The sequence below is a fragment of the Serinicoccus chungangensis genome (genome assembly GCF_006337125.1).
In the GTDB taxonomy this organism is placed as follows: Bacteria; Actinomycetota; Actinomycetes; order Actinomycetales; family Dermatophilaceae; genus Ornithinicoccus; species Ornithinicoccus chungangensis.
Genome location: NZ_CP040887.1, coordinates 2,848,640 through 2,869,845 on the forward strand (window position 1 = coordinate 2,848,640; position 21,206 = coordinate 2,869,845).

21 protein-coding genes are annotated in these 21,206 nt (G+C 73.6%); 9 read left to right on the forward strand and 12 right to left on the reverse strand.

Annotated features, from left to right (window positions below):
- The first annotated feature begins 376 nt into the window (after positions 1-376).
- The 5 genes from FHD63_RS13080 to FHD63_RS13100 all read left to right on the forward strand — a co-directional run bounded on the left by FHD63_RS13080 (position 377) and on the right by FHD63_RS13100 (position 6,318).
- Positions 377-1,711 carry a bifunctional o-acetylhomoserine/o-acetylserine sulfhydrylase gene (locus tag FHD63_RS13080; protein WP_139722407.1) on the forward strand — a complete coding sequence of 445 codons (1,335 nt, stop codon included), beginning with the start codon at positions 377-379 and terminating at the stop codon, positions 1,709-1,711.
- A gap of 1 nt (position 1,712) precedes the next feature.
- A complete protein-coding gene (gene metX / locus FHD63_RS13085; RefSeq protein ID WP_238705668.1) occupies positions 1,713-2,885 on the forward strand; it encodes a homoserine O-acetyltransferase MetX in 1,173 nt (390 codons plus the stop codon).
- Between the two features lie 295 nt (positions 2,886-3,180).
- Positions 3,181-3,678 (forward strand): NfeD family protein, encoded by a 498-nt coding sequence (locus tag FHD63_RS13090; protein ID WP_130011347.1) that lies wholly within the window; start codon positions 3,181-3,183, stop codon positions 3,676-3,678.
- Between the two features lie 50 nt (positions 3,679-3,728).
- Positions 3,729-5,000 (forward strand): SPFH domain-containing protein, encoded by a 1,272-nt coding sequence (locus tag FHD63_RS13095; RefSeq protein WP_139722408.1) that lies wholly within the window; start codon positions 3,729-3,731, stop codon positions 4,998-5,000.
- Positions 5,001-5,082: 82 nt separating this feature from the next.
- Positions 5,083-6,318, forward strand: coding sequence for an amidohydrolase family protein (locus FHD63_RS13100; protein ID WP_139722409.1), 1,236 nt, complete (start codon positions 5,083-5,085; stop codon positions 6,316-6,318).
- Positions 6,319-6,322: 4 nt separating this feature from the next.
- On the opposite strand, the gene FHD63_RS13105 is transcribed toward FHD63_RS13100, so the two are convergent.
- The 4 genes from FHD63_RS13105 to FHD63_RS13120 form a co-directional block, all read right to left on the reverse strand.
- Entirely contained in the window at positions 6,323-8,026 is a 1,704-nt protein-coding gene (locus FHD63_RS13105; RefSeq protein ID WP_139722410.1) for an alpha-glucosidase, read from the reverse strand.
- A gap of 25 nt (positions 8,027-8,051) precedes the next feature.
- On the reverse strand, positions 8,052-8,579 hold the full coding sequence (locus FHD63_RS13110) for a gluconokinase (protein ID WP_139722411.1): 528 nt from the start codon (positions 8,577-8,579) through the stop codon (positions 8,052-8,054).
- On the reverse strand, positions 8,576-10,015 hold the full coding sequence (locus tag FHD63_RS13115; RefSeq protein WP_139722412.1) for a GntP family permease: 1,440 nt from the start codon (positions 10,013-10,015) through the stop codon (positions 8,576-8,578). Before FHD63_RS13115 ends, FHD63_RS13110 begins: the two co-directional genes overlap by 4 nt.
- A gap of 99 nt (positions 10,016-10,114) precedes the next feature.
- A complete protein-coding gene (locus FHD63_RS13120) occupies positions 10,115-10,753 on the reverse strand; it encodes an IMPACT family protein (RefSeq protein WP_139722413.1) in 639 nt (212 codons plus the stop codon).
- Positions 10,754-10,798: 45 nt separating this feature from the next.
- Here FHD63_RS13120 and FHD63_RS13125 point away from each other — a divergent pair, with 45 nt between their 5' ends.
- From FHD63_RS13125 to FHD63_RS13135, 3 genes are all read left to right on the forward strand, one after another.
- A complete protein-coding gene (locus FHD63_RS13125; protein WP_139722414.1) occupies positions 10,799-11,455 on the forward strand; it encodes a copper resistance CopC family protein in 657 nt (218 codons plus the stop codon).
- Between the two features lie 174 nt (positions 11,456-11,629).
- Positions 11,630-11,842, forward strand: a complete 213-nt coding sequence (locus FHD63_RS13130) for a DUF3073 family protein (RefSeq protein WP_420853105.1) — start codon at positions 11,630-11,632, stop codon at positions 11,840-11,842.
- Positions 11,843-11,900: 58 nt separating this feature from the next.
- Positions 11,901-12,440 (forward strand): hypothetical protein, encoded by a 540-nt coding sequence (locus tag FHD63_RS13135; protein ID WP_139722416.1) that lies wholly within the window; start codon positions 11,901-11,903, stop codon positions 12,438-12,440.
- 42 nt (positions 12,441-12,482) lie between these two features.
- On the opposite strand, the gene purM is transcribed toward FHD63_RS13135, so the two are convergent.
- From purM to FHD63_RS13175, 8 genes are all read right to left on the reverse strand, one after another.
- Positions 12,483-13,589: a phosphoribosylformylglycinamidine cyclo-ligase gene (purM, locus tag FHD63_RS13140; protein ID WP_139722417.1), complete on the reverse strand. Its 1,107-nt coding sequence runs from the start codon at positions 13,587-13,589 to the stop codon at positions 12,483-12,485.
- A 107-nt stretch (positions 13,590-13,696) separates the two neighbouring features.
- On the reverse strand, positions 13,697-14,302 hold the full coding sequence (locus FHD63_RS13145; RefSeq protein WP_139722418.1) for a sunset domain-containing protein: 606 nt from the start codon (positions 14,300-14,302) through the stop codon (positions 13,697-13,699).
- Between the two features lie 265 nt (positions 14,303-14,567).
- Positions 14,568-16,175, reverse strand: a complete 1,608-nt coding sequence (gene purF / locus FHD63_RS13150) for an amidophosphoribosyltransferase (RefSeq protein ID WP_139722419.1) — start codon at positions 16,173-16,175, stop codon at positions 14,568-14,570.
- A gap of 60 nt (positions 16,176-16,235) precedes the next feature.
- Complete coding sequence (locus FHD63_RS13155; protein WP_139722420.1) at positions 16,236-16,451, reverse strand: hypothetical protein; 216 nt, start codon at positions 16,449-16,451, stop codon at positions 16,236-16,238.
- Positions 16,452-16,458: 7 nt separating this feature from the next.
- On the reverse strand, positions 16,459-16,677 hold the full coding sequence (locus FHD63_RS13160) for a hypothetical protein (protein WP_139722421.1): 219 nt from the start codon (positions 16,675-16,677) through the stop codon (positions 16,459-16,461).
- 124 nt (positions 16,678-16,801) lie between these two features.
- Positions 16,802-18,232, reverse strand: coding sequence for a cell wall-binding repeat-containing protein (locus FHD63_RS13165; protein ID WP_139722422.1), 1,431 nt, complete (start codon positions 18,230-18,232; stop codon positions 16,802-16,804).
- Positions 18,233-18,365: 133 nt separating this feature from the next.
- On the reverse strand, positions 18,366-19,226 hold the full coding sequence (locus tag FHD63_RS13170) for an LLM class flavin-dependent oxidoreductase (protein ID WP_139722423.1): 861 nt from the start codon (positions 19,224-19,226) through the stop codon (positions 18,366-18,368).
- Between the two features lie 30 nt (positions 19,227-19,256).
- On the reverse strand, positions 19,257-20,525 hold the full coding sequence (locus FHD63_RS13175) for an MFS transporter (protein WP_139722424.1): 1,269 nt from the start codon (positions 20,523-20,525) through the stop codon (positions 19,257-19,259).
- Between the two features lie 67 nt (positions 20,526-20,592).
- Here FHD63_RS13175 and FHD63_RS13180 point away from each other — a divergent pair, with 67 nt between their 5' ends.
- Positions 20,593-21,201 (forward strand): winged helix-turn-helix domain-containing protein, encoded by a 609-nt coding sequence (locus FHD63_RS13180; protein ID WP_139722425.1) that lies wholly within the window; start codon positions 20,593-20,595, stop codon positions 21,199-21,201.
- Positions 21,202-21,206: the final 5 nt, after the last annotated feature.

Below are 21,206 nucleotides of genomic sequence, written 5' to 3' on the forward strand. Positions count from 1 at the left end.
GCTGCACACCGGTCGTCCTGCCGACCACGATGCAGCATCATTTCTGCACCACCCCGGGTTCCGTGGCGAGCGACGAGGCGACCTCGCTCTGCACCTGGGGCGGCGGCATACCGCACGATGCCCTCCATGGCGCAGGCATGTCGCAGATCCTGCGGAATCAGGCTGTCAGCAGCCCATGAACTCGCATTGACTTCGAGACATGCCGCCTGTAGAACAGACGCATGTCGAGCCACTCCCGCCGAATGCGCCGCTGCTGAGCCCACCCCTCGCAGCCGACGCGCCGCCGACGACCACCCGGCCCCGTCCCTCCCGCTGCTGAGGCGGGCTCAGCAGAGTGACCCACCGCCCTGCAGCCCCAGCGAGAGACGAGACTCCGATGAGCACCTACAGCGACTTCACCACCCGGCAGATCCACGCCGGCCAGACCCCCGACTCCCAGACCGGCGCACGCGCCCTGCCGATCTACCAGACGACCTCCTACGTCTTCGACGACGCCGACCAGGCTGCCGACCGGTTCGCCCTGGCCGAGCTCGGGCCGATCTACACCCGCATCACCAACCCCACCACCGAGGCGGTCGAGAACCGCATCGCCGACCTCGAGGGCGGCGTCGGTGCGCTGCTCGTGGCCTCCGGCTCCTCGGCGGTCACCCTGGCCATCCTCAACGTCGCCGGCGCGGGCGACCACGTGGTCTCCTCCCCCAGCCTCTACGGCGGCACGCAGAACCTCTTCGCGCACACCCTGCCTCGTCTCGGGGTCGAGGTGACCTTCGTCGAGGACCCGACCGACCCGGAGGCGTGGCGCGCCGCCGCCCGCCCGGAGACCAAGGCGTTCTTCGGCGAGACCATCGCCAACCCGAGCAGCGACGTGCTGGACCTGCGGGCGGTCGCCGACGTCGCGCACGAGGTCGGCGTGCCCCTCGTCGTGGACAACACGGTCGCGACCCCCTACCTCTGCCGCCCGATCGAGCACGGCGCCGACGTCGTGGTGCACTCGGCGACGAAGTTCCTCGGCGGTCACGGCACCTCCATCGCCGGTGTCATCGTCGACGCGGGCCGCTTCGACTACGGCCGCGGCGGCAGGTTCCCCGGCTTCACCGAGCCCGACCCGTCCTACCAGGGCCTGGTGTATGCCGAGGCGCTCGGCGAGGGCGGCCTGCTCGGCGCCAACGTGTCCTACATCATCAAGGCGCGGGTCCAGCTGCTGCGCGACCTCGGGCCGGCGGCGTCGCCGTTCAACGCCTTCCTCATCGCCCAGGGGCTGGAGACCCTGTCCCTGCGGGTCGAGCGGCACGTGGCCAACGCGCAGCGGGTCGCCCAGTGGCTGGAGGCCCACGACCAGGTGGCCTCGGTCGCCTACGCCGGGCTGCCCGGCCACCCCTCGCACGAGCGGGCGCGGACCTACCTGCCCGGCGGGGCGGGCGCCGTCCTGGCCTTCGAGATCGAGGGCGGGGCGGCAGCCGGCCGCGCCTTCGTCTCGGCCCTGGAGCTGCACAGCCACGTCGCCAACATCGGCGACGTCCGCTCGCTGGTCATCCACCCCGCCAGCACCACCCACTCCCAGCTGACGCCGGAGGCCCAGCGGGCCGCGGGGGTCACCCCCGGGCTGGTGCGGCTCTCGGTCGGGATCGAGGGCATCGACGACATCCTCGCCGATCTGGACCGGGGCTTCGCCGCCTCGGCCGCCGTGGTCCGCGGCACCGAGGCGGCCTGACATGGGCGCCCTGCCGGTCGAGGACCACCCGCCCCGCCCGCGACGGCGGACCCAGCCGGTCGGACCGCTCGCGCTGGAGTCCGGGGAGATCCTCGAGGACGTCCGGGTCACCTACCAGACCTGGGGCCGCCTCGACGCCGACGGCGGCAACGCCGTGCTCGTGCTGCACGCGCTCACCGGTGACAGCCACGTCGTCGGCGAGCAGGGCCCGGGGCAGCCCACCGCGGGCTGGTGGCCCGGCCTCGTCGGCCCGGGCTGCCCCATCGACACCGACGAGTGGTTCGTTGTCGCGCCCTCCGTCCTGGGTGGCTGCGGCGGCACCACCGGCCCGTCCTCGGCCGCGCCGGACGGGCGGCCCTACGGCAGCTCCTTCCCCCGGATCACCGTGCGCGACCAGGTGCACGCGGAGGCGCTGCTGGCCGACCGTCTCGGCATCGACCGCTTCGCCCTCGTCGTCGGCGGCTCCGTCGGAGGGATGCGCTCGCTGGAGTGGGCCACGACCTTCCCGGACCGGGTGCAGCGCTGCGTCGTCCTCGCCGCCAGCGCCGTGGCGAGCGCCGACCAGATCGCCTGGTCGGTCCCGCAGCTGCACGCCATCCGGCTCGACCCGGCCTTCCACGGCGGCGACTACTACCCCGGCCCCGGGCCCCGCGCCGGGCTGGAGATCGCCCGCCAGATCGCGCACACGACATACCGCTCGGCGGCGGAGCTGGCGCTGCGCTTCGGCTGCGGGGCGCAGGACGGCGAGGACGCGCTGCGCGGCGGCCGGTACGCCGTGCAGTCCTATCTCGAGCACCACGGCAAGAAACTCGTGCGCCGGTTCGACGCCAACGCCTACCTCGTCCTCACCGAGGCCATGAACAGCCACGACATCGGGCGCGGGCGGGGCGGTGTCGCGGCCGCGCTGCAGCGGATCACCGCCGAGCTCACCGTGGGCGTGGTGACCAGCGACCGGCTCTTCACCCCGGTCGAGGGCGAGGTCGTCGCGTCCGCGCCCACCTGCCGGGAGCTGGCGGTCATCGACAGCCCCTACGGGCACGACGCCTTCCTCGTCGAGACCGAGCAGGTCTTCGGGATCATCGAGCGGGCCCTGACGGGTGGGCAGACGGCGGCTCCGACCCCGACCGCCACGCGGTCGGAGCTGCCGAGGCTGGCCGGCACCGGCCTCTGGTGAGGGCCGGGCGGCGCGTCCGGTGCGGCCCAGGCGCGCGTCCGGTGCGGCCCAGGCGCACGTCCGGTGCGGCCCAGGCGCACGTCCGGTGCGGCCCAGGCGCACGTCCGGTGCGGCCCAGGCGCGCGTCCGGTGCGGGATGAGAGGGCGGTGGGGTGGTTGGGGTGGTGCGGGGGTGCGGGGATGGGGTGATCCGGTGACGCGGTGGTGGGGGGCCGATCGGAGCGGGAGGGAACCGACCGCGCGTCGTTGACGTCCACGTCATAGGATCGATGGTCACAGGGGAAAGGAGCCCGACATGCCCGACTGGCTACGCGACTCTCCGCAGTGGCTCTGGTGGATCGGCGCCGCTCTGGCGTTCGGCATCGTCGAGATGACCACCCTCGACCTGCTCTTCCTCATGCTCGCGCTCGGCGCCCTGGTGGCGGCCGTCGTCGCGGGGGCCTTCGGCATCGGTCTCATCTGGCAGGTGCTGATCTTCGCGGTGGCCTCCGGCCTCTTCGTCTTCGCCCTGCGCCCGGTGGCCCTGCGCCACCTGCGCATGGAGGGCAAGGGCGGCAAGATCCTCATGGAGGGCAACATCGGTCAGACGGCCACCGTGCTCGAGCCGGTCTCCGACCGGGCCGGCCTGGTCAAGCTGCGGGGGGAGAGCTGGACCGCCCGGGCCGAGCTGGAGGGGCAGACCTTCGCCGAGGGCGACCTGGTCACAGTGGTGCGCATCGACGGGGCGACCGCGGTGGTCGCCGCGTCGTCCCCGGAGGACAAGCCGTTCGACCTCGAGCCGCCGCGCGACTGACCGCCCGCGGCACCACATACGTCAGCAGCACCCAACCAAGGAGAAGCTAGATGGATCCCATCAACGTCATCGTCTGGGCCGTCGTCCTCCTGCTCGCGCTCTTCGTCGTCGTGGCCGTGGCCAGGGCGATCCGGATCGTGCCGCAGGCGACGAGCGTCATCGTGGAGCGGCTCGGCAAGTACGACCGCACCCTCGACGCCGGCCTGCACTTCCTCGTGCCCTTCGTCGACCGGCCCCGCTCGGTGGTCGACCTGCGTGAGCAGGTCGTGAGCTTCCCCCCGCAGCCGGTCATCACCAGCGACAACCTCGTCGTCTCCATCGACACGGTCATCTACTTCCAGCCCACGGACCCCAAGGCGGCGACCTACGAGATCGCCAACTACATCCAGGGCATCGAGCAGCTCACCGTCACCACGCTCCGCAACGTCATCGGCTCGCTCGACCTGGAGCAGACGCTGACCAGCCGCGACATGATCAACGGCCAGCTGCGCGGCGTCCTCGACGAGGCGACCGGCCGCTGGGGCATCCGGGTCAACCGGGTCGAGCTCAAGGCCATCGACCCGCCCGCCAGCGTCCAGGACTCGATGGAGAAGCAGATGCGCGCCGAGCGCGACCGTCGCGCCGCGATCCTCAACGCCGAGGGCGTCAAGGGCAGCCAGATCCTCACGGCCGAGGGTGAGAAGCAGGCACAGATCCTGCGGGCCGAGGGTGCGGCCCAGTCGGCGATCCTGGAGTCCCAGGGTGAGGCCCGCGCGATCCTGCAGGTCTTCGACGCCATCCACAAGGGCAACCCGGACAGCAAGCTGCTGGCCTACCAGTACCTCCAGATGCTGCCCGAGATCGCCAAGGGCGACTCCAACCAGATGTGGGTCGTCCCGACCGAGCTCACCGCTGCCCTCGCCGGCATCGGCAACGCGCTCGGCGGCGGCAAGGGCCCCGACACCGCCGGTCTGGACGCCCCCTCGAGCGGGATCAGCTCCGAGGCGGGCGACATCGACCTCGGGGTGGACGCCCCGATGCTGGAGGACCCGCGCGAGGCGCTGCGCCGAGCCCGTGAGGAGGCCGAGGGCGCGACCCGCGACGCCGAGCTCTCCACCCGCAAGCGCTCCAAGCAGGACGCCGACACGGCCATCGCCGAGGCGGCGGAGAAGGCCCGTCAGGCCGCCAAGCCGCACGCGGCTGAGGAGCAGGGTCAGCTCGGCGAGCTGGAGCAGCCCGAGCAGGTCGCTCCCGACCTGGGGCAGCAGGCCGGCCAGGCCCAGGGGCAGCCGGCCGAGACGCCGGAGCCCGAGGGCCAGCCGACGAGGCGCGACGAGGGCTGAGCCCGGGCCACCGAGCACCCACCACCCCCTGACGAGCGGGGCACGACACCTGGTGTCGTGCCCCGCTCGTAGGCTGTGCGGCATGTGGATCCGCGACGTGCGCCCCTGGGGCGGGCCGGCCAGCGACGTGCGGGTGGAGGACGGGCTCATCACGCACCTCGGACCCCGCCAGGCTCGCGACGCAGACCCGGGGCCCGGGGAGGGGACGCCGGGGCAGCCGGAGGAGGAGCTGGACGGCCGCGGCCGGCTGCTGCTGCCGGCCTTCAGCGACGTGCACGTGCACCTCGACTCCACCCGGCTCGGCCTGCCGTTCCGGCCGCACACCGGCGGCCCGGGGGTGTGGACGATGATGCTCAACGACCGGGCGCACTGGCGGGACGCGGAGGTCGGCGTCATCGACCGGGCGGCGCACACGCTGGGCCTCATGGTCGCCCGCGGCACCACCCGGGTGCGGTCCTTCGCGCAGGTCGACGTGGACTGCGGGCTCGAGCGGCTGGAGGCGGTCCTCGCCGCGCGGGAGACGCACCGCGACCGCGCCGAGGTGCAGGTCATCGCGTTCCCGCAGGCCGGGCTGCTCCGCGAGGAGGGGTCGGCCCGGGTGCTCGAGGACGCCCTGCGGGCCGGCGCCGACGTCGTCGGCGGCATCGACCCGTGCAGCCTGGACCGCGACCCGGTCCGGCACCTCGACCTCGTCTTCGACCTCGCGCAGCGGTATGCCGTGCCCGTCGACATCCACCTGCACGAGCCGGGCGAGCTGGGGCGATTCTCGGCCGACCTCGTCTGCGAGCGCACCGAGGCGCTGGGGATGCAGGGCGACGTGCTCGTCTCGCACGGCTACGGCCTCTGGGACGGCACCGAGTCGCAGACGCGCGGCCTGGTCGAACGCCTCGCCGAGCTGGACATCGCCACGGCCACGGTGGCCCCCGGAGGCCGGCAGACGCTGCCGTTGGCCCAGCTCGCCGAGGCCGGCGTGCGGGTCGGCCTCGGCCAGGACGGCCAGCGCGACTACTGGTCGCCCTACGGCAACGGCGACATGCTCGACCGCACCTGGCAGCTGGCCTTCACCCACGGGTTCCGGGCCGACGCGCTGGTCGAGCACGCGCTGGCCGTGGCCACCCGCGGCGGCGCGAGCATCATGGACCGCGACCTCCCCCGGCTCGCGGGCACGGAGGACCGACCGGGCCTGGCCCCCGGTGACCGGGCCGACCTCGTGCTGGTGGCCGGGGAGACCCCGACCTCGGCGGTGATGGACCGCCCCCAGGACCGCACGGTCCTGCACCGCGGCCGCGTCGTGGCCGAGGGCCTGGCCCTGACCTGAGGACTCACCGGCGGCGCAGGACCACCGACTCCCAGCCCGGCAGCGTCCCGTCGTCCAGGACCCCGGCGGCCTCCGCGGAGGTGGTGAGCACGACCTCGGCCCCGCTCCACCCCTCGAGCAGCTCCGGCGGGACGACCACCGGCGCCCGGGTGAACGAGGCGAGGGTGAGCATCGCGACGCCGTCGAGCTCGCGCTCGAAGGCCCACAGGTCCGGGTGGTCCATCGCCAGCGGCCGGACCGTCCCCCGGGCGATCACCTCCTCGTCGTGGCGCAGCGCGACGAGCGCCCGGTGGTGCTCCAGCACCGACCCCGGCACACCGGTCTGCGCGGCCGCGTTGACCTCCGTGTGGTTGGGGTTGATCCCGATCCAGGGCCGCCCGCCGGTGAAGCCCGCGCCGGGCTCGCCGGTCCACTGCACGGGCGTGCGGGCGTTGTCCCGCCCCACCGCCCGGATGCCCCCCAGCAGCTCCTCGACCGGGGTGCCCGCGCCCTCCTGCTCCGCCACGTGGTTGAGCGACTCGATGTCGCGCAGCTCGGCCAGCGAGGCGAAGGGGAGGTTCGTCATACCGAGCTCCTCCCCCTGGTAGATGAACGGCGTGCCGCGCAGCGTGTGCAGCACCGTCGCCAGGGTCTTGGCGGAGCGCTCGCGCCAGGCCGGGTCGTCGTCGCCGAAGCGGCTGACCGCCCGCGGCTGGTCGTGGTTGTCCCAGTAGAGCGAGTTCCAGCCGGTGTCCGCGAGCGCGGTCTGCCAGCCCATGAGGCTGGCGCGCAGCAGCGGCATGGTGATCGGCACCCGGTCGAACTTGCCGCCCGGGCCGATCCCGAGGTCGACGTGCTCGAACTGGAAGACCATGTCCACCTCCCCCCGGGCGGGGTCGGTGTAGAGCCGCGCCTCCTCGGCGGTGACGCCCGGCATCTCGCCCACCGTGAGGAAGGCGCGGGGGTGGTCGGCGAAGACGCGCTCGCGCATCTGCGCGAGGAGCTCGTGCATGCGGGGGCCGTCGGCGACCAGCGCGAAGGCGTCGCCGTCCGGCAGGTCCAGCGGCTTGGAGATGAGGTTGATGACGTCCATGCGGAAGCCGTCGACGCCCCGCTCGAGCCACCAGCGCATCATCGCGTAGACCGCCTCCCTGACCTCCGGGTTCTCCCAGTTGAGGTCGGGCTGCTTGCGGCTGAAGAGGTGCAGGTAGTACTCCCCGCTCGCCGCGTCCCACTCCCACGCCGGGCCGGAGAAGAAGGAGCGCCAGTCGTTGGGCTCGGCGCCCGGCTCTCCCCCGGTGTGCCCGGGCCGCGGCGGACGCCACCAGTACCAGTCCCGGCGCGCCGACCCGGGCGCCGACCGGCTCTCCTGGAACCACGGGTGCTCGTCACTGGTGTGGTTGACCACGAGGTCCATGACGAGGCGTATGCCGCGCGCGTGCAGCTCCTCGAGGAGCTCGTCGAGGTCGGCGAGCGTGCCGAAGGTGGGGTCGAGGTCCTGGTAGTCGCTGATGTCGTAGCCGTTGTCGTCCTGCGGGCTCCGGTAGACCGGGCTCAGCCAGACGACGTCCACCCCGAGGTGCTCGAGGTGGTCCAGCCGGTCCAGGACGCCGCGCAGGTCACCGATGCCGTCGTCGTCGCTGTCGGCGAAGCTGCGGGGGTAGATCTGGTAGACGACGGCGGAGGCCCACCAGTCGCGCGGGAGGGGCTGGTCGAGCGGGAACGGCATACCGCCCATTCTAGGGGTGGGGGTCTCAGTCCTCGTCGAGCTGGGCCAGGACCATCCGGGCGATCCGCTCCGGCGGGTTGGCGACGTCGAAGACCGCCCCCCGTTCGTCGGCCTCGAGCGGTTCGAGGGTGTCCAGCTGGGACTCGAGCAGGGAGGGCGGCATGAAGTGGTCGCGGGCGCTCATGCGGTCCAGGAGCAGGCCCTTGTCACCGGAGAGATGGACGAACCACGTGCCCGCGCCGCCCTCGGTGAGGACCTCGCGGTAGGACCGTCGCAGGGCCGAGCAGGTGAGCAGCGTGGGGGTGCCGGCGGCGTTACGCTCGGCCGTCCACGCCGCGAGCGCCTTCAGCCACGGCCAGCGGTCCTCGTCCATGAGCGGCCGCCCGCTGGTCATCTTGTCCACGTTGGCCTGCGGGTGGAAGTCGTCGCCCTCGGCGAACTCCCACCCCAGACGCTCGTGCAGGGCCAGACCGATGGTGGACTTGCCGGTGCCCGAGACGCCCATGATGACGAGGTGGAGGGGCCGTCCGGCGGGGTCGGGCGTGGGGCTCATGGCACGACCACCCACAGCCCGGTGGCGAGGAGGAAGATCGCGAGGCCCAGGGTGGTCTCCATCACCGTCCAGGTCCGCAGCGTCGTCTTGACGTCCATCCCGAAGAAGCGGCTGACCAGCCAGAAGCCGGAGTCGTTGACGTGCGAGAGCACCGTGGCGCCGGCGGCGATGGCGAGCACCAGGCAGGCGATCTTGAGGTCGGAGAGCCCCTCCGCGGTGACGGCGGCCGAGATGAGCCCGGCCGTCGTGGTCAGCGCGACCGTCGCCGACCCCTGGGCCACCCGCAGGAGGGTGGCGATGAGGAAGGCCGACACGATGAGGGGCAGGCCCAGGTCGGCCAGGCTCTCCGAGAGGGCGGCACCGATGCCGGAGTAGCGCAGCACCCCGCCGAACATCCCGCCGGCGCCGGTGATGAGGATGATCGCGCAGATGGGGCCGAGCGCGTCGTTGAGGAGCGTCTCGACGGTCGCGAGAGAACGCCCCCGGGTGCCCAGCACGTAGGTCGTCACGAGCAGCGTGATGAGCAGCGCCACCGGCGTCTGCCCGATGAAGACGAGCGCGTCGAGGGCGACGCTCTCGCCCAGCACCTCGGCCGAGCGCAGCGTCCCGATGCCGGTGTTGAGCGCGATGAGGAGGAACGGCAGGAGCAGCAGCCCGAGGACCAGCCCGAAGGAGGGCGGGGTCACCTCCTCCTCGCCACGGGCGATCCGCTCGGCGCGCGCGTCGTCGTCGCCGTCGTCGAGGTCCGAGGGCTCGCCCGAGACGGTGCCGCGCAGCATGGAGTCGTTGATCGGGACCATGATGTTGCCGGCGTAGACGCGGGTGAAGAGGTAGACGCCGACGTACCAGGCGACGAAGGCGACGGGGATGCCGATGAGCATGCTCAGGCCGATGGAGCCGCCGAGCTCGGTGGCGGCGGTCACCGGGCCCGGGTGCGGCGGGACGATCGCGTGCATCGCGGCGAACGCCCCGGCCGCGGGGATGGCGTAGAGCAGCACCGAGCCGCCGAAGCGCCGGGCCACCGAGAAGATGATGGGCAGGAAGACCACGAGCCCGGCGTCGAAGAAGATCGGTATGCCGAAGAGCAGGGCGGCGACGCCGAGGGCGAAGGCGGCGCGTTGCTCGCCGAAGCGGTTGATGAGGGTGTCCGCCAGCACCTGGGCGCCGCCGGTGACCTCGAGCAGCCGGCCGATCATGGCACCGAGCCCGACGAGGAGGGCCACCGCTCCCAGGGTGCTGCCGAAGAAGCTCGTGGCCACCCCGGCCAGCTCGCCGAACGGGATGCCGGCGGCGAGCCCGGTGAGGAAGCTGATGCTGATGAGCGCCACGAAGGCGTGCATCCGCAGCTTGATGATGAGGAAGAGCAGGACCGCGACGGCGACGGCCGCGATGGTGAGGAGCGTCCCCGCTCCGTAGACGGGATCCATCGGTTCCATGTGCGTCTCCCCGGGGTCGACATCGGTGGCGTCGGCCCACCGTAGCCGCGCCCCGGGTGCGGGGCGAGGAGGAACGCCGCGCGCGTGTGCCGGGCCCGCTCAGGCCAGGTCGACCCAGGACTCCCCTGCCGTGCCGGGCACCGGCTCGGCCTCCCCACCGGTGAGCTCGGCCAGCAGGTCGGGCAGGGCGTCGGCCCGGTCGACCGGCACCTGCAGCCGCAGGGTCACCTGCGGGCCATAGCGGGTGTCGGCGATGTGCACGCCGCGCGCCCGCAGGTCGTGCTCCAGGCGCCCGGCGACCCCGTGCCCCACCCGCACGTCCACCTCGCGCACCCGGGCCCGGGTCAGCAGCCGGGCCTCGTCGAGGGCGACGCGGACGGCGCCGGAGTAGGCGCGGACCAGCCCGCCGGTGCCGAGCCTGGTCCCGCCGAACCAGCGGGAGACGACGGCGACCACGTCGCTCACCCCCGCGTGCGTGAGCGTCTCGAGCATCGGCATACCTGCCGTGCCCGCGGGTTCGCCGTCGTCGTTGCTGCGCACCGTCGCCCCGTCCGGGCCGAGGACGAAGGCCGAGCAGTGGTGGCCGGCGTCCCAGAGCGCGGCGCGAGACTCCTCGACCACGCCGCGCGCCGCGTCCTCGTCGTCGACCCGGCGCAGCCAGCACTCGAAGACCGAGCGCCGCTCCTCGGTGCGGACGACGACGGGAGCGGCGAGGGTGCGGTAGGTCGTCGGCTCCACCCGGGCAGGGTATGCCGTCCAGGAGCGCGACCTAGACTCGAGCGCATGTCACCGATGCGTCGTTCCACCGCCCTGCTCGCGGCCCTGGCCCTGGTCGCCCTGCCGCTGCCGGCCCAGGCCCACGACGAGCTCACCGGCAGCGACCCGGAGGACGGCGCGACGGTCGAGGCCGGGGAGCTGGACGAGCTGACCCTGACCTTCAGCGGCGCGGTCGCCGAGGTCGGGGCCGCGGTCAGCGTCACCGACCCCGACGGCGGCTCGGCCCTCGACGGGGAGCCGGAGGTCGAGGGCACCGAGGTGACCCAGGACCTGGTGGACGACCTCGCGGACGGCGACTACGCCGTCGCCTGGAGGGTGACCAGCGAGGACGGGCACCCCATCTCCGGCGAGTTCGGCTTCACCGTGACCGGCGGCGACGAGGAGGACACCGAGGAGGCCTCCCCGGCCCCGACCCCCTCCGAGGAACCCCAGGAGGAGACGTCCGAGGAGGCGGAGCCCACCGAGTCCTCGACCGGGCAGGAGGCCGACGAGACGACGCCGGAGCAGACGGACGACGCCGCCTCCGAGGACGCCACGAGCGCCGACTCCGCGACGACGGGCGCATCCTCCGGGCTGCCCGTGTGGGCGTGGGTGCTGCTCGCCGCGGGCGGCGTGGGCGTGCTCGCCCTCATGGCCGCCACCTGGCAGCGCGGGCGCCGGTGAGGCGCTGGCCGATGCGGGCGCCGTGACCGCACTGATGTACCGTAGGGCCACGGAATACACATCCCCGGGCCGGCTCCGCGACCTGAGCGATCAGCCAGCGATGCCGCCCCGGCAGACTCGATACAAGGGGGTCACGCCATGGGGCGCGGCCGGGCCAAGGCAAAGCAGATCAAGGTGGCACGGAAGCTGAAGTACTCAGCGCCGGACACCGACCTTTCGGCACTCGAGCGGGAGCTGCACTCCTCGCGCGGCGAGTTCGACTACTCCCCGCCGTCGGACGAGCAGGACGACGACGAGCCCGAGGACGATGACGACCCCTACGCCTCCTACGCGGAGGGCGACGAGGACGACGAGTACGGCTCCTGGGCGGCCGGCGGACAGCGGTGACGTCTCGCCCGCACCGGCACCCGATCGCTGAGGTCGGACGCCGGGGACGGGCGGGCGGATGAGCACCCGCAGCCGGCACGAGGCCCGCTGGACCGACGAGCGGTCGACGGCGAGCGGCCGTCTGCCGCGCAACCAGTGGTGGGTCCTTCCCGTCCTGCTGGCCGGCCTCGCGCTCGTCCTCTTCGTCGCGTGGCGCGTCTACAACGGTGTCGACACGGTGACCTACGAGGTGCGCCGGTGCGAGGCGCCGCTCACCGAGGACGCCAGCTGGAGCGAGGTGCAGGCAGCGGCCTGCGACCCCGTCGACGCGGCAGCCCTGCCCGCCTCGGTGGTGCTCATGCGCGGTGAGGAACCGGTCGAGCCGGACCTCACGGAGGGCGCGCTCCTCACGTGGGAGGGCTGGGCGGTCAACTCCCCCGAGCACAGCGTGCAGGTCCGTCTGGAGGACCCGGCGCAGACCATCGTCATCGCCGAGCCGACCAACGAGCGGGTGCGCACCGCGCTCACCCCCGACGCCGCGGACATCCGCTGGGGTGGCTTCATCGGCGGGCGTGGCCCCACGGAGTACTGGGTCCTCGTCACCCCCGCCGCGCGCTAGCCCGCACCGGACGCACGCGCGTGACGGCCGTGACGGCCGCACTCAGCGCAGGTAGTCCCCCACGACCCGGACCGCCCCGCCGTCGACACCCTTGGCCCCCTGGACCACGCCCGGACCCGCAGCCGCCTCACCCGCCTGCTCGACGGTCCCCACCGGCCAGGTCGGTATGCCGTGCCCGTCCAGGAGGGCGACCGCCCGGTCGGCCACCGAGGGATGCACGACGGCCACGAACCCCACCCCCATGTTGAGGGTCTGCTCCAGGTCGGCCAGCGGCACCTGCCCCAGCTCCTGGACCAGGGTGAAGATCGGCGGCAGCTGCCACCCCCGTTCCACCGTCGCCAGCGTGCCCGAGGGCAGCACCCGAGCCAGGTTGGCGGCCAGCCCGCCACCGGTGACGTGCGAGAGGACGTGCAGGTCCGGCCCGAGCTCGCGGACCAGCTCGAGCAGCGGCCGGGTGTAGATGCGGGTCGGCTCCAGGCACTCCTCCCCCAGCGTCCGCCCGAGCTCGGGCACCTCGCGGTCCCAGCCCCACCCGGCTGCGGCGACGACGCGGCGGACCAGGGAGTAGCCGTTGCTGTGCAGGCCCGAGCTGGCCAGGGCCAGCACGACGTCCCCGTCGGCGACCCGCTGCGGACCCAGCACCTCGTCGTGCTCGACGACACCCGTCGCCGCCCCCGCGACGTCGTACTCCTCCGGATCGAGCAGACCGGGGTGCTCGGCGGTCTCGCCGCCCACGAGGGCGACGCCCGCCAGCTCGCAACCGCGCGCGATGCCCGAGACGATGGCCGCGATCCGCTCGGGCACCACCGTGCCGCAGGCGATGTAGTCGGTCATGAAGAGCGGCTCGGCGCCGCTCACCACGATGTCGTCGACGACCATGCCGACGAGATCCTGGCCGATGGTGTCGTGGACGTCCATCGCCTGCGCGATGGCGACCTTGGTGCCGACCCCGTCGGTCGACGTGGCGAGGACGGGACGGCGCATACCCCGCAGCGCGGAGGCGTCGAACATCCCGGCGAACCCGCCCAACCCCCCGAGGACCTCCGGGCGCTGCGCGCGCCGGACGGACTCCTTCATGAGCTCGACGGCGCGGTCGCCGGCGTGCACGTCGACGCCCGCGCTGGCATAGGTGATCGGCTGGTCGCTCATGGCGGGTTCCCTCGGGCGTGGCAGCAGGTGGGCACCCCTAGGGTATGCCGAGCGCCGGGCCCCCGACGCCCGGCCCGGGTCGGTCGCCGCCCGCGGACGGCCCCGGGTCAGCCGTGCGCGTGCCGGAAGCCGGCGCGCTCAGCGGTCTCCGCGTCCACGAAGCACTCGTGGGCCTCGGCGTCGTAGCCCGCCTCGTCCGGCAGGACGAAGGTCATCGTGTCGTGCCAGGCCTTGACGGGGTGGCCCTCGGGGGCGGTCCCGTCGGCCTGCGGCGCCGCCGAGCCCCACCCGTGGCCACCGTCGCGGATCTCCTCCTCCGAGCTGCCCTCGCCTGCGCCAGACCCGTCCGCGCCAGACTCTGCCGAGCCACCCTCGGCCGTGGTCGACGACCCCGGCGCGGCGAGCATGCTCCGATCGGTCTCGAGCTCCTGCGGACCGTCCTCGTCGGCGGTCCAGTCGCCGGGCTGCCGGAACTCCTCGCCGGCCTCCACGTCGTGGTCGGCCGGGTCGTGCTCCCGGGCGAACTCCTCCCGCCTGCGCCGGGCGTCCTCCTCGGACTCCTGCCGGGGGTCACCCTCGTCGGTCTCGTCGGCGGACTCGTCCTCGGTCGTGTCCTCCGGCCCAGCGGGGTCGGGGCCGTCGGCGTCGTCGGGCTCGGCCGCGTCCCGGTCCTCGTCGGTCTCAGGCATGGTCTGGTCGTCGTGCTCGCTCATGGCGCCTCCACATCCCGGGTCGCCGACCCGTCGTCACGGACGGTAGACCTGCTCGCCCCGCCCCGCGCGGTGAAGTGCTCCTCCCGTCCCTGACACAGCCTGTGCACGCTCATGCAGCCTGTGCGGAGGTTCTACCGTGTGCCCAGGATGCACAAGGGTGCACAGGTATGCCTGGGGCTGGTGTGGCGTGCACAGGGTCCAGCCTCGTGCCAGGTCGAGCTCGTGACAGAAGGTCCAGGGGTGCGCGGGTCGGGGGCGGTGCGGGTCAGGGGCGGCGGACGGCGTCGGAGCCGCCGGCGCCGGCCGTGACGCCGACGTTGTCCATGTCGCGCGCCCCGCGGGCGCGGTCCACGTCGAGGGTGCCGACGTCGGTGGGGTCCGCCCCCTGGGTGTCGACCGGGAACTGCAGCTCCAGGACGTCCTTGCCGAGCTGGTCCTCACGGGGGAGCTCGATCGGGTAGTCACCGGTGAAGCAGGCGGTGCACAGCGAGGAGCGGGGCTGCTCGGTGGCCGCCACCATGCCCTCGGTGGAGATGTAGCCCAGCGAGTCCGCGCCCAGCGAGGCGCAGATGTCGGCGGGCTCCAGCCCGGTCGCGATGAGCTCGGCCCGGGTGGCGAAGTCGATGCCGTAGAAGCACGGCCAGCGGACCGGGGGCGAGGAGATCCGCACGTGCACCTCGGCCGCGCCCGCCTCGCGCAGCATGCGCACGAGCGCCCGCTGGGTGTTGCCGCGCACGATGGAGTCGTCCACCACCACGAGCCGCTTGCCCTTGATGACGTCGCGCAGGGGGTTGAGCTTGAGCCGGATCCCGAGCTGGCGGATCGTCTGGCTGGGCGCGATGAAGGTCCGCCCCACGTAGGCGTTCTTGACCAGCCCCTGGCCGTAGGGGATGCCGGACTCCTGCGCGTAGCCGATGGCGGCCGGCGTCCCCGACTCCGGGGTCGGCATGACCATGTCGGCGTCCACGGGGTGCTCGCGCGCGAGCTGGCGCCCCATCTCGACCCGGGAGTCGTAGACCTCGCGTCCGGCGATCGTCGTGTCGGGCCGCGCCAGGTAGACCCACTCGAAGATGCACCGCCGGGGCTCCGGCTCCGCGAAGCGGCGCGAGCGCAGGCCGTTGTGGTCGATGGCGATGAGCTCGCCGGGCTCGACCTCGCGCACGACCGAGGCGCCCACGATGTCGAGCCCCGCGGTCTCGGAGGCGACGACCCACCCGCGCTCCAGCCGGCCGAGCACCAGGGGGCGCACCGCCTGGGGGTCGCGCGCGGCATACAGGGTGCTCTCGTCGCAGAAGACCAGGGAGAAGGCGCCGCGCAGCTGCGGCAGCACGCGCATGGCCGCCTCCTCCAGCGACAGGTCGGGGTCGGCGGTCAGCATCCCGGTCACGATCGCGGTGTCCGTGGTGTTGCCGCGCCCCACCTCCCCGGTCGAGCGCGCCAGGTCCCCGCCCAGCATCTCGCGCAGCACGTCGCGCAGCTCTGAGGTGTTGATGAGGTTGCCGTTGTGGGCCAGCGCCACGGTCCCCTCGGCGGTGCCCCCGAGGGTCGGCTGGGCGTTCTGCCAGGAGTTGCGTCCGGTCGTGGAGTAACGGCAGTGGCCGACGGCCAGGTGGCCCTGGAGGGAGGCGAGGGCCGACTCGTCGAAGACCTGGCTGACCAGGCCGACGTCCTTGTAGACCACGAGCCGCTGCCCGTCGCTCGTGGCGATGCCGGCAGCCTCCTGCCCGCGGTGCTGCAGGGCGTAGAGACCGTAGTAGGTGAGCTTGGCGACCTCCTCGCCGGGCGCCCACACCCCGAAGACGCCACAGGCGTCCTGAGGGAGACGCTCCTCGGGGAGGAGGTCGTGCGAGAGCCGTCCGTCAGCGCGAGCCACGGGCCCATGGTCCCACAGTCCGCGGACCCGGCGCACCGCCCGCCGGGCCCCGGCGACGGGTCAGGAGCCCAGCCTCGGACGGTCGGCGACGAGGTAGGCCAGGGCGCCGACGGCGAACCCCGCACCCCCGCCGATGAGGATGAAGAGCAGGTACTCCTCCAGGCCGTTGACGTAGGGCACGTCCCGCCCGAGCGCCGCCACCAGCACCGCGATGACTGCGCCGACGACCGCGCCGGTCATGAGGAACCGCACCAGGTCGGGTCGACGCTGCTCCACGGGCGCGTCAGTCGCGCTCGGCGCGACGGTCGAGGACGAGGTAGACGACCGCGGCGGCGAGCCCGGCGAAGACGGCCCCGGTGGCGCCGAGGAGGATGACCTCCTGGCCGGCGCTGCTGCCGGGGGCATCGGGGCCGAGCAGCGAGATCACGGCGCCGACGACGAAGCCGACGAGCGCCCCGGCGACGAGGAAGCGGCTCAGCCGGGGCCGGCGCCGCACCGGCATCCGAATGGGTTCGTCCGAGGGGTCCGAGGGTGGCACCACCCCAGTATCCGTCAGGACGCGGACCGGCGCGGCAGCCGGGTGGCTGCCGCGCCGGTGACCTCTCACGGCGACGAGGCGGGAGGGGTCATTCCTGCCCGATGTTGCGGTCGGTCGAGCCGCCCGTGTCCCGCGCCGTGGGGTCGGCCAGTCCGCCGACGAGACCCAGCAGCTGCGTCTCGACGGTGTCGTGCACCGCCAGCTCACCCCCGACGATGGTGATGAGCGGGAACGAGAAGCCGGTCACGAGCCGCTCCACCTCGTCCAGCACCCCTGCCGGAACCGCGTCGGGACGGGTCAGCGCCACCCCGGCACCGGTCCGCGCGGCCACGGGCACCGCGGTCAGGCTGTCGGGGAAGTCCTGCCCGGTCGCGACCAGCACCTTGCCCTCCGCCGGGAACTGCTCGAGCACCGCCTCGGCCGTGTCGTAGCGGTCCGGACCGCTGTAGCGGGTCCACGGCATACCGAGGGAGACGTCGTCGAGCACGTCGTCGGAGAGCACGGTCGTGCCGCCGGCGGCGTAGACGTCGTCGAAGGTCAGCGCGGCCACCGCGCTCGCGGTCTCCGGAGGCACCTCGGCCTGCTTGGTGAGGACCAGCGGGGCCTGGTGGCGGGCCGCCAGGGCGCTGAGGACGAGCGCGTCCGGGAAGTCCTGCCCCGAGGCGACGAAGAGCTCGGCCGAGCTGTCCTGGACCACACGCTGGGCGATCTCGCCGGCGGTGCCGTAGCGGTCGGGCCCGGACACCCGCTCGACGTGGGCCCCCGGGAGGGCCGCCTGCACGTCGGTGAGGACCTGGCCGCTCACCGCCGCGGGGCCGCCGACGACGTAGACGTCCTCAGGCATGAGGCGCAGCAGCTCGTCGAGGCTCGCCGCGGACAGACCGCCCGGGCTGGTGAGCAGCAGCGGGGCTCCCATCTGCGCGGCCCACGGGGCCGCGGCGAGCGCGTCCGGGTAGGTCCGCGACGTCGCGACGACCACCGTGTCGGCCATGACGAACTTCTGCTCGGAGAGCATCGCGGCCGTCTCGATGCGGGTGGGCCCGCCGATCCGCTCGACGTCGAAGGTGCACGGGCCGTCGACGTCGTCGGGGAAGAACGGGTCCACGCTCTCGAGGGTGCCGACGACGTCGCCGTCGGCGTCCACGTCGCTGATGACGATGCCGACCCCGGGTGCCCCGGTGCCGTAGAGCCCGACGAAGGACAGGAACGCGTTGAGCTCGCGCGTCGTCCCGACCCCGACCTCGAGGATGCGGCTGTCCTTGAGGGTGCCGTCGTCCCAGACCTCGAACCGGACGCGGTCGAAGCCGCCGACGTCGTCCGTGGTGCCGGTGAGGGAGGCCTGGATGGCGTACTCGTTGCGACTGCAGTCGTCGTTGACGAACTGCACCCCGCTGATCTCGTGGTCGCCGAGCGTGGCGGCGAGGGCGGGGACGGCACCGGCGAGGACCGTGGTGCCGAGCGCGAGCGCCGTCCCTGCGGCGAACCCTGCCCTGCGCAGGGGTCTGGTGGTGGTGGTCATGGGAACTCCTTCGGGGCCGGCCGTCACGGGCCGGTGACGCCAGGAGGCCCCTCGCCTCCGCCGGGGCGTCAGGGCTGCAGAGCACCCCCGCCCCGCCGGGATACATCGACGGGTATGCCGCGCCGCCCCTGCGTCAGGAGCGCGAGGCGGCGAGCGCCTCCAGGACCCGCACGTCGGCGCGGTAGGGCGCCTCCGCGCGCGGCCAGTGCACGACGACGTCGGTGAACCCGGCCTCGGCGGCCCGGCCGATGCGGTCCTGCACCTCCTCGAGGCTGCCGAGCGCCGGCGACCCCGCGTCCAGGGAGAGGTAGCGGTCCAGCGGCCGGGACCGGCCCGCCTCGGCCTCCAGCCCGTCGACCCGCGCGGCGAGCTCGCGCACGCCGCGCCACCAGGCGTCCAGCCCGTCCTCGGCGGCGCCGGGCGGGCCGGTGGTGAGCCAGCCGGCCCCGTGCGCCACCGCGAGCCGCATGGCGCGGGGACCGTTCGCCGCCATCACGAAGGGGGCCCGGGGCTGCTGGACGCAGCGCGGGCGCGCCCCCGCTCCGGCCACGGTAAAGAACTCGCCCTCGACCTCGACGTCGTCCTCGGTGAGCAACCGGTCCAGCAGGGGCACGAACTCCTCGAACCGGGCGGTGCGCTCGCCCCGGGTGTGCCGGTCGCCGAGCAGCCGGCTGTCCAGGTCCCCGCCGGCCCCCAGACCGAGCAGGACGCGCCCCGCGCTGAGGTCGTCGAGGGTGGTGACGTCCTTGGCCAGCAGCGCCGGGTGCCGGAAGTTCGGGGAGGCGACGAAGGTGCCGAGACGGACCCGGTCCGTGACGACGGCGGCCGCCGCGAGGGTGGCGACGGTGGAGTGCCACGGGGCCTGCGGGAGACCGGCCCAGACGAGGTGGTCGTAGGTCCAGGCGTGCTCGAACCCCCACTCCTCCACCTGCCGCCACAGCGGCTCGGCCTCGCGCCAGGGATGCTCGGGCAGGATGCAGACACCGATCCTCATGGACAGGACGCTAGCGGGCACGGGCCGGCCTCAGCCGACGGGCTCCGGCTCCGGGGTCAGCTCGTGCGCGTCCACGAGGGACTGCGGGACGCCCACGGCGACCAGGACGGTCGCGACCAGCATGACGACGGGGACGCCGAGCAGGACCGCCGGGATGCCGGCGAGCGCCGCGACCTGCCCGCCCACCAGGGCGCCGAGGGGCATGGCGCCGAAGACGAGCACCCGGGAGGCGCCACCGACCCGGCCCAGCTGGTGCCCCGCCACCAGGCGCGGCCGGATCGAGCCGGAGACGATGTTGCCGATGACCCCGAGCGGGCCGGCGGCGAGCAGGAAGAGGGCCAGCCCCCAGACCGAGGGCCACAGGAGCAGCGCCAGGTTGAAGACGGCGTTGAGGCCCCAGCAGGCCACCATCACCGACATCTCCGAGAAGCGCTCGATGAGCCTGCTCGCCACCAGGCTGCCGAGCAGGGCGCCGGCCGGCAGCACCACCATGACGAGGGAGAACAGCTGGGGCGAGATGCCGCCCACCGACTCCGGACCGACGAGCCACAGGATGAGCACCGCGCTGAGGGCGGTCGAGGCGAAGTTCCACAGACCGGAGGCGATGGCCAGGGGACGCAGCACGGGGTGGGTCCACAGGGTGCGCATACCGGAGGTCAGCCCGGACCAGCGTGAGCCGACGCTCTCGGCCTGCGGCACCACCGGGGCATACCTCCCGCGCAGCCCGAGGGCGAGCACCAGCACGGCGCCCACCACGACGAGCGCGGAGGAGCCCACGAGCCACGCCGCGCCGAGCGCGACCAGCACCCCCGCGAGCGGCGGGCCGACGAAGCCGTTGCACACCTGCTCCACCGCGAGGAGGCGGGAGTTCGCGCGGCGCAGCGGGCCGGCCGTGCGCCCGACCAGCGCCGGCACCTGCGCGGCCGCGGCGAGGTCGGCGAAGACCTCGGTGACGCCGTAGCCCAGCGCCAGCCCGACGAGCACCCAGATGGTCAGCCGGTCGGACAGGGCGAGCACCCCGGCCGCGCCCAGGAGGGCGGCGCGAACACCCAGGGCGACCACCATGGTGCGGCGCCGGTCCCACCGGTCGACCAGCACGCCGGCGGGGATGCCGCAGACCAGCCACGGCAGCCATACCGCGGCCGTCAGCACCCCCATGAGCAGGGGCGAGCGGGTCAGGGTGACGGCCAGCAGCGGGACCCCGATCTGGACGACCCCGTCCGCGAGGTTCGCGAGACCGACGGCTCCGAGGTGGGCGCCGAACGGTCGACCGAGCGGCGTGGTGGTGGATGCCGTCATGGCGGTCCCCTATCCTGAATGCAGAAGATGTTGTGCAAACGATCCTTTGCAAAGGTATCTCTGGACTATGCCGAAGCGCAAGCCCCCTCCCCACCAGGCCCGTGCCGTCGACGCCGCGACCCTCAAGGCGTTCGCCCACCCGCTGCGGCTGCGGATGTACGACTACCTCAAGGACCACGGCGCCGCGACCGCCTCGATGCTGGCGCGCGCCATGGGTGAGAACACCGGGCAGACCAGCTACCACCTGCGTCAGCTCGAGCGGCACGGGCTCGTCGAGGAGGACACGACGCGTGGGTCGGCGCGGGAGCGGTGGTGGACCAGCGTCGGCTTCTCCTTCGGCCTGGACGCGGTCGCGCAGGACGACGCCGCCCGCACCGCCGCCCAGACGGTCATGATCCACCAGATGGAGATGCGCAACGCGCGGGTGCAGGAGTGGGTCTCCAGGATGGAGTCCGAGGACGAGACGTGGGCCGGGGTCGCGACGTCCAACGAGGCCACCGCGATGCTGACCGTCGAGGAGGCCGACGCGCTCGGCGACGCCATCGCGGCCACCATGACCGAGCACCTGGAGCGGGCCAAGGAGGCGCGCACGCGCGACGGCGAGGACGGCGCCCGACGGGTCAAGCTCTACCAGCTGCTCTTCCCGCTGCCGCCCGAGGAGCCCACCGAGCCCTAGGCCCG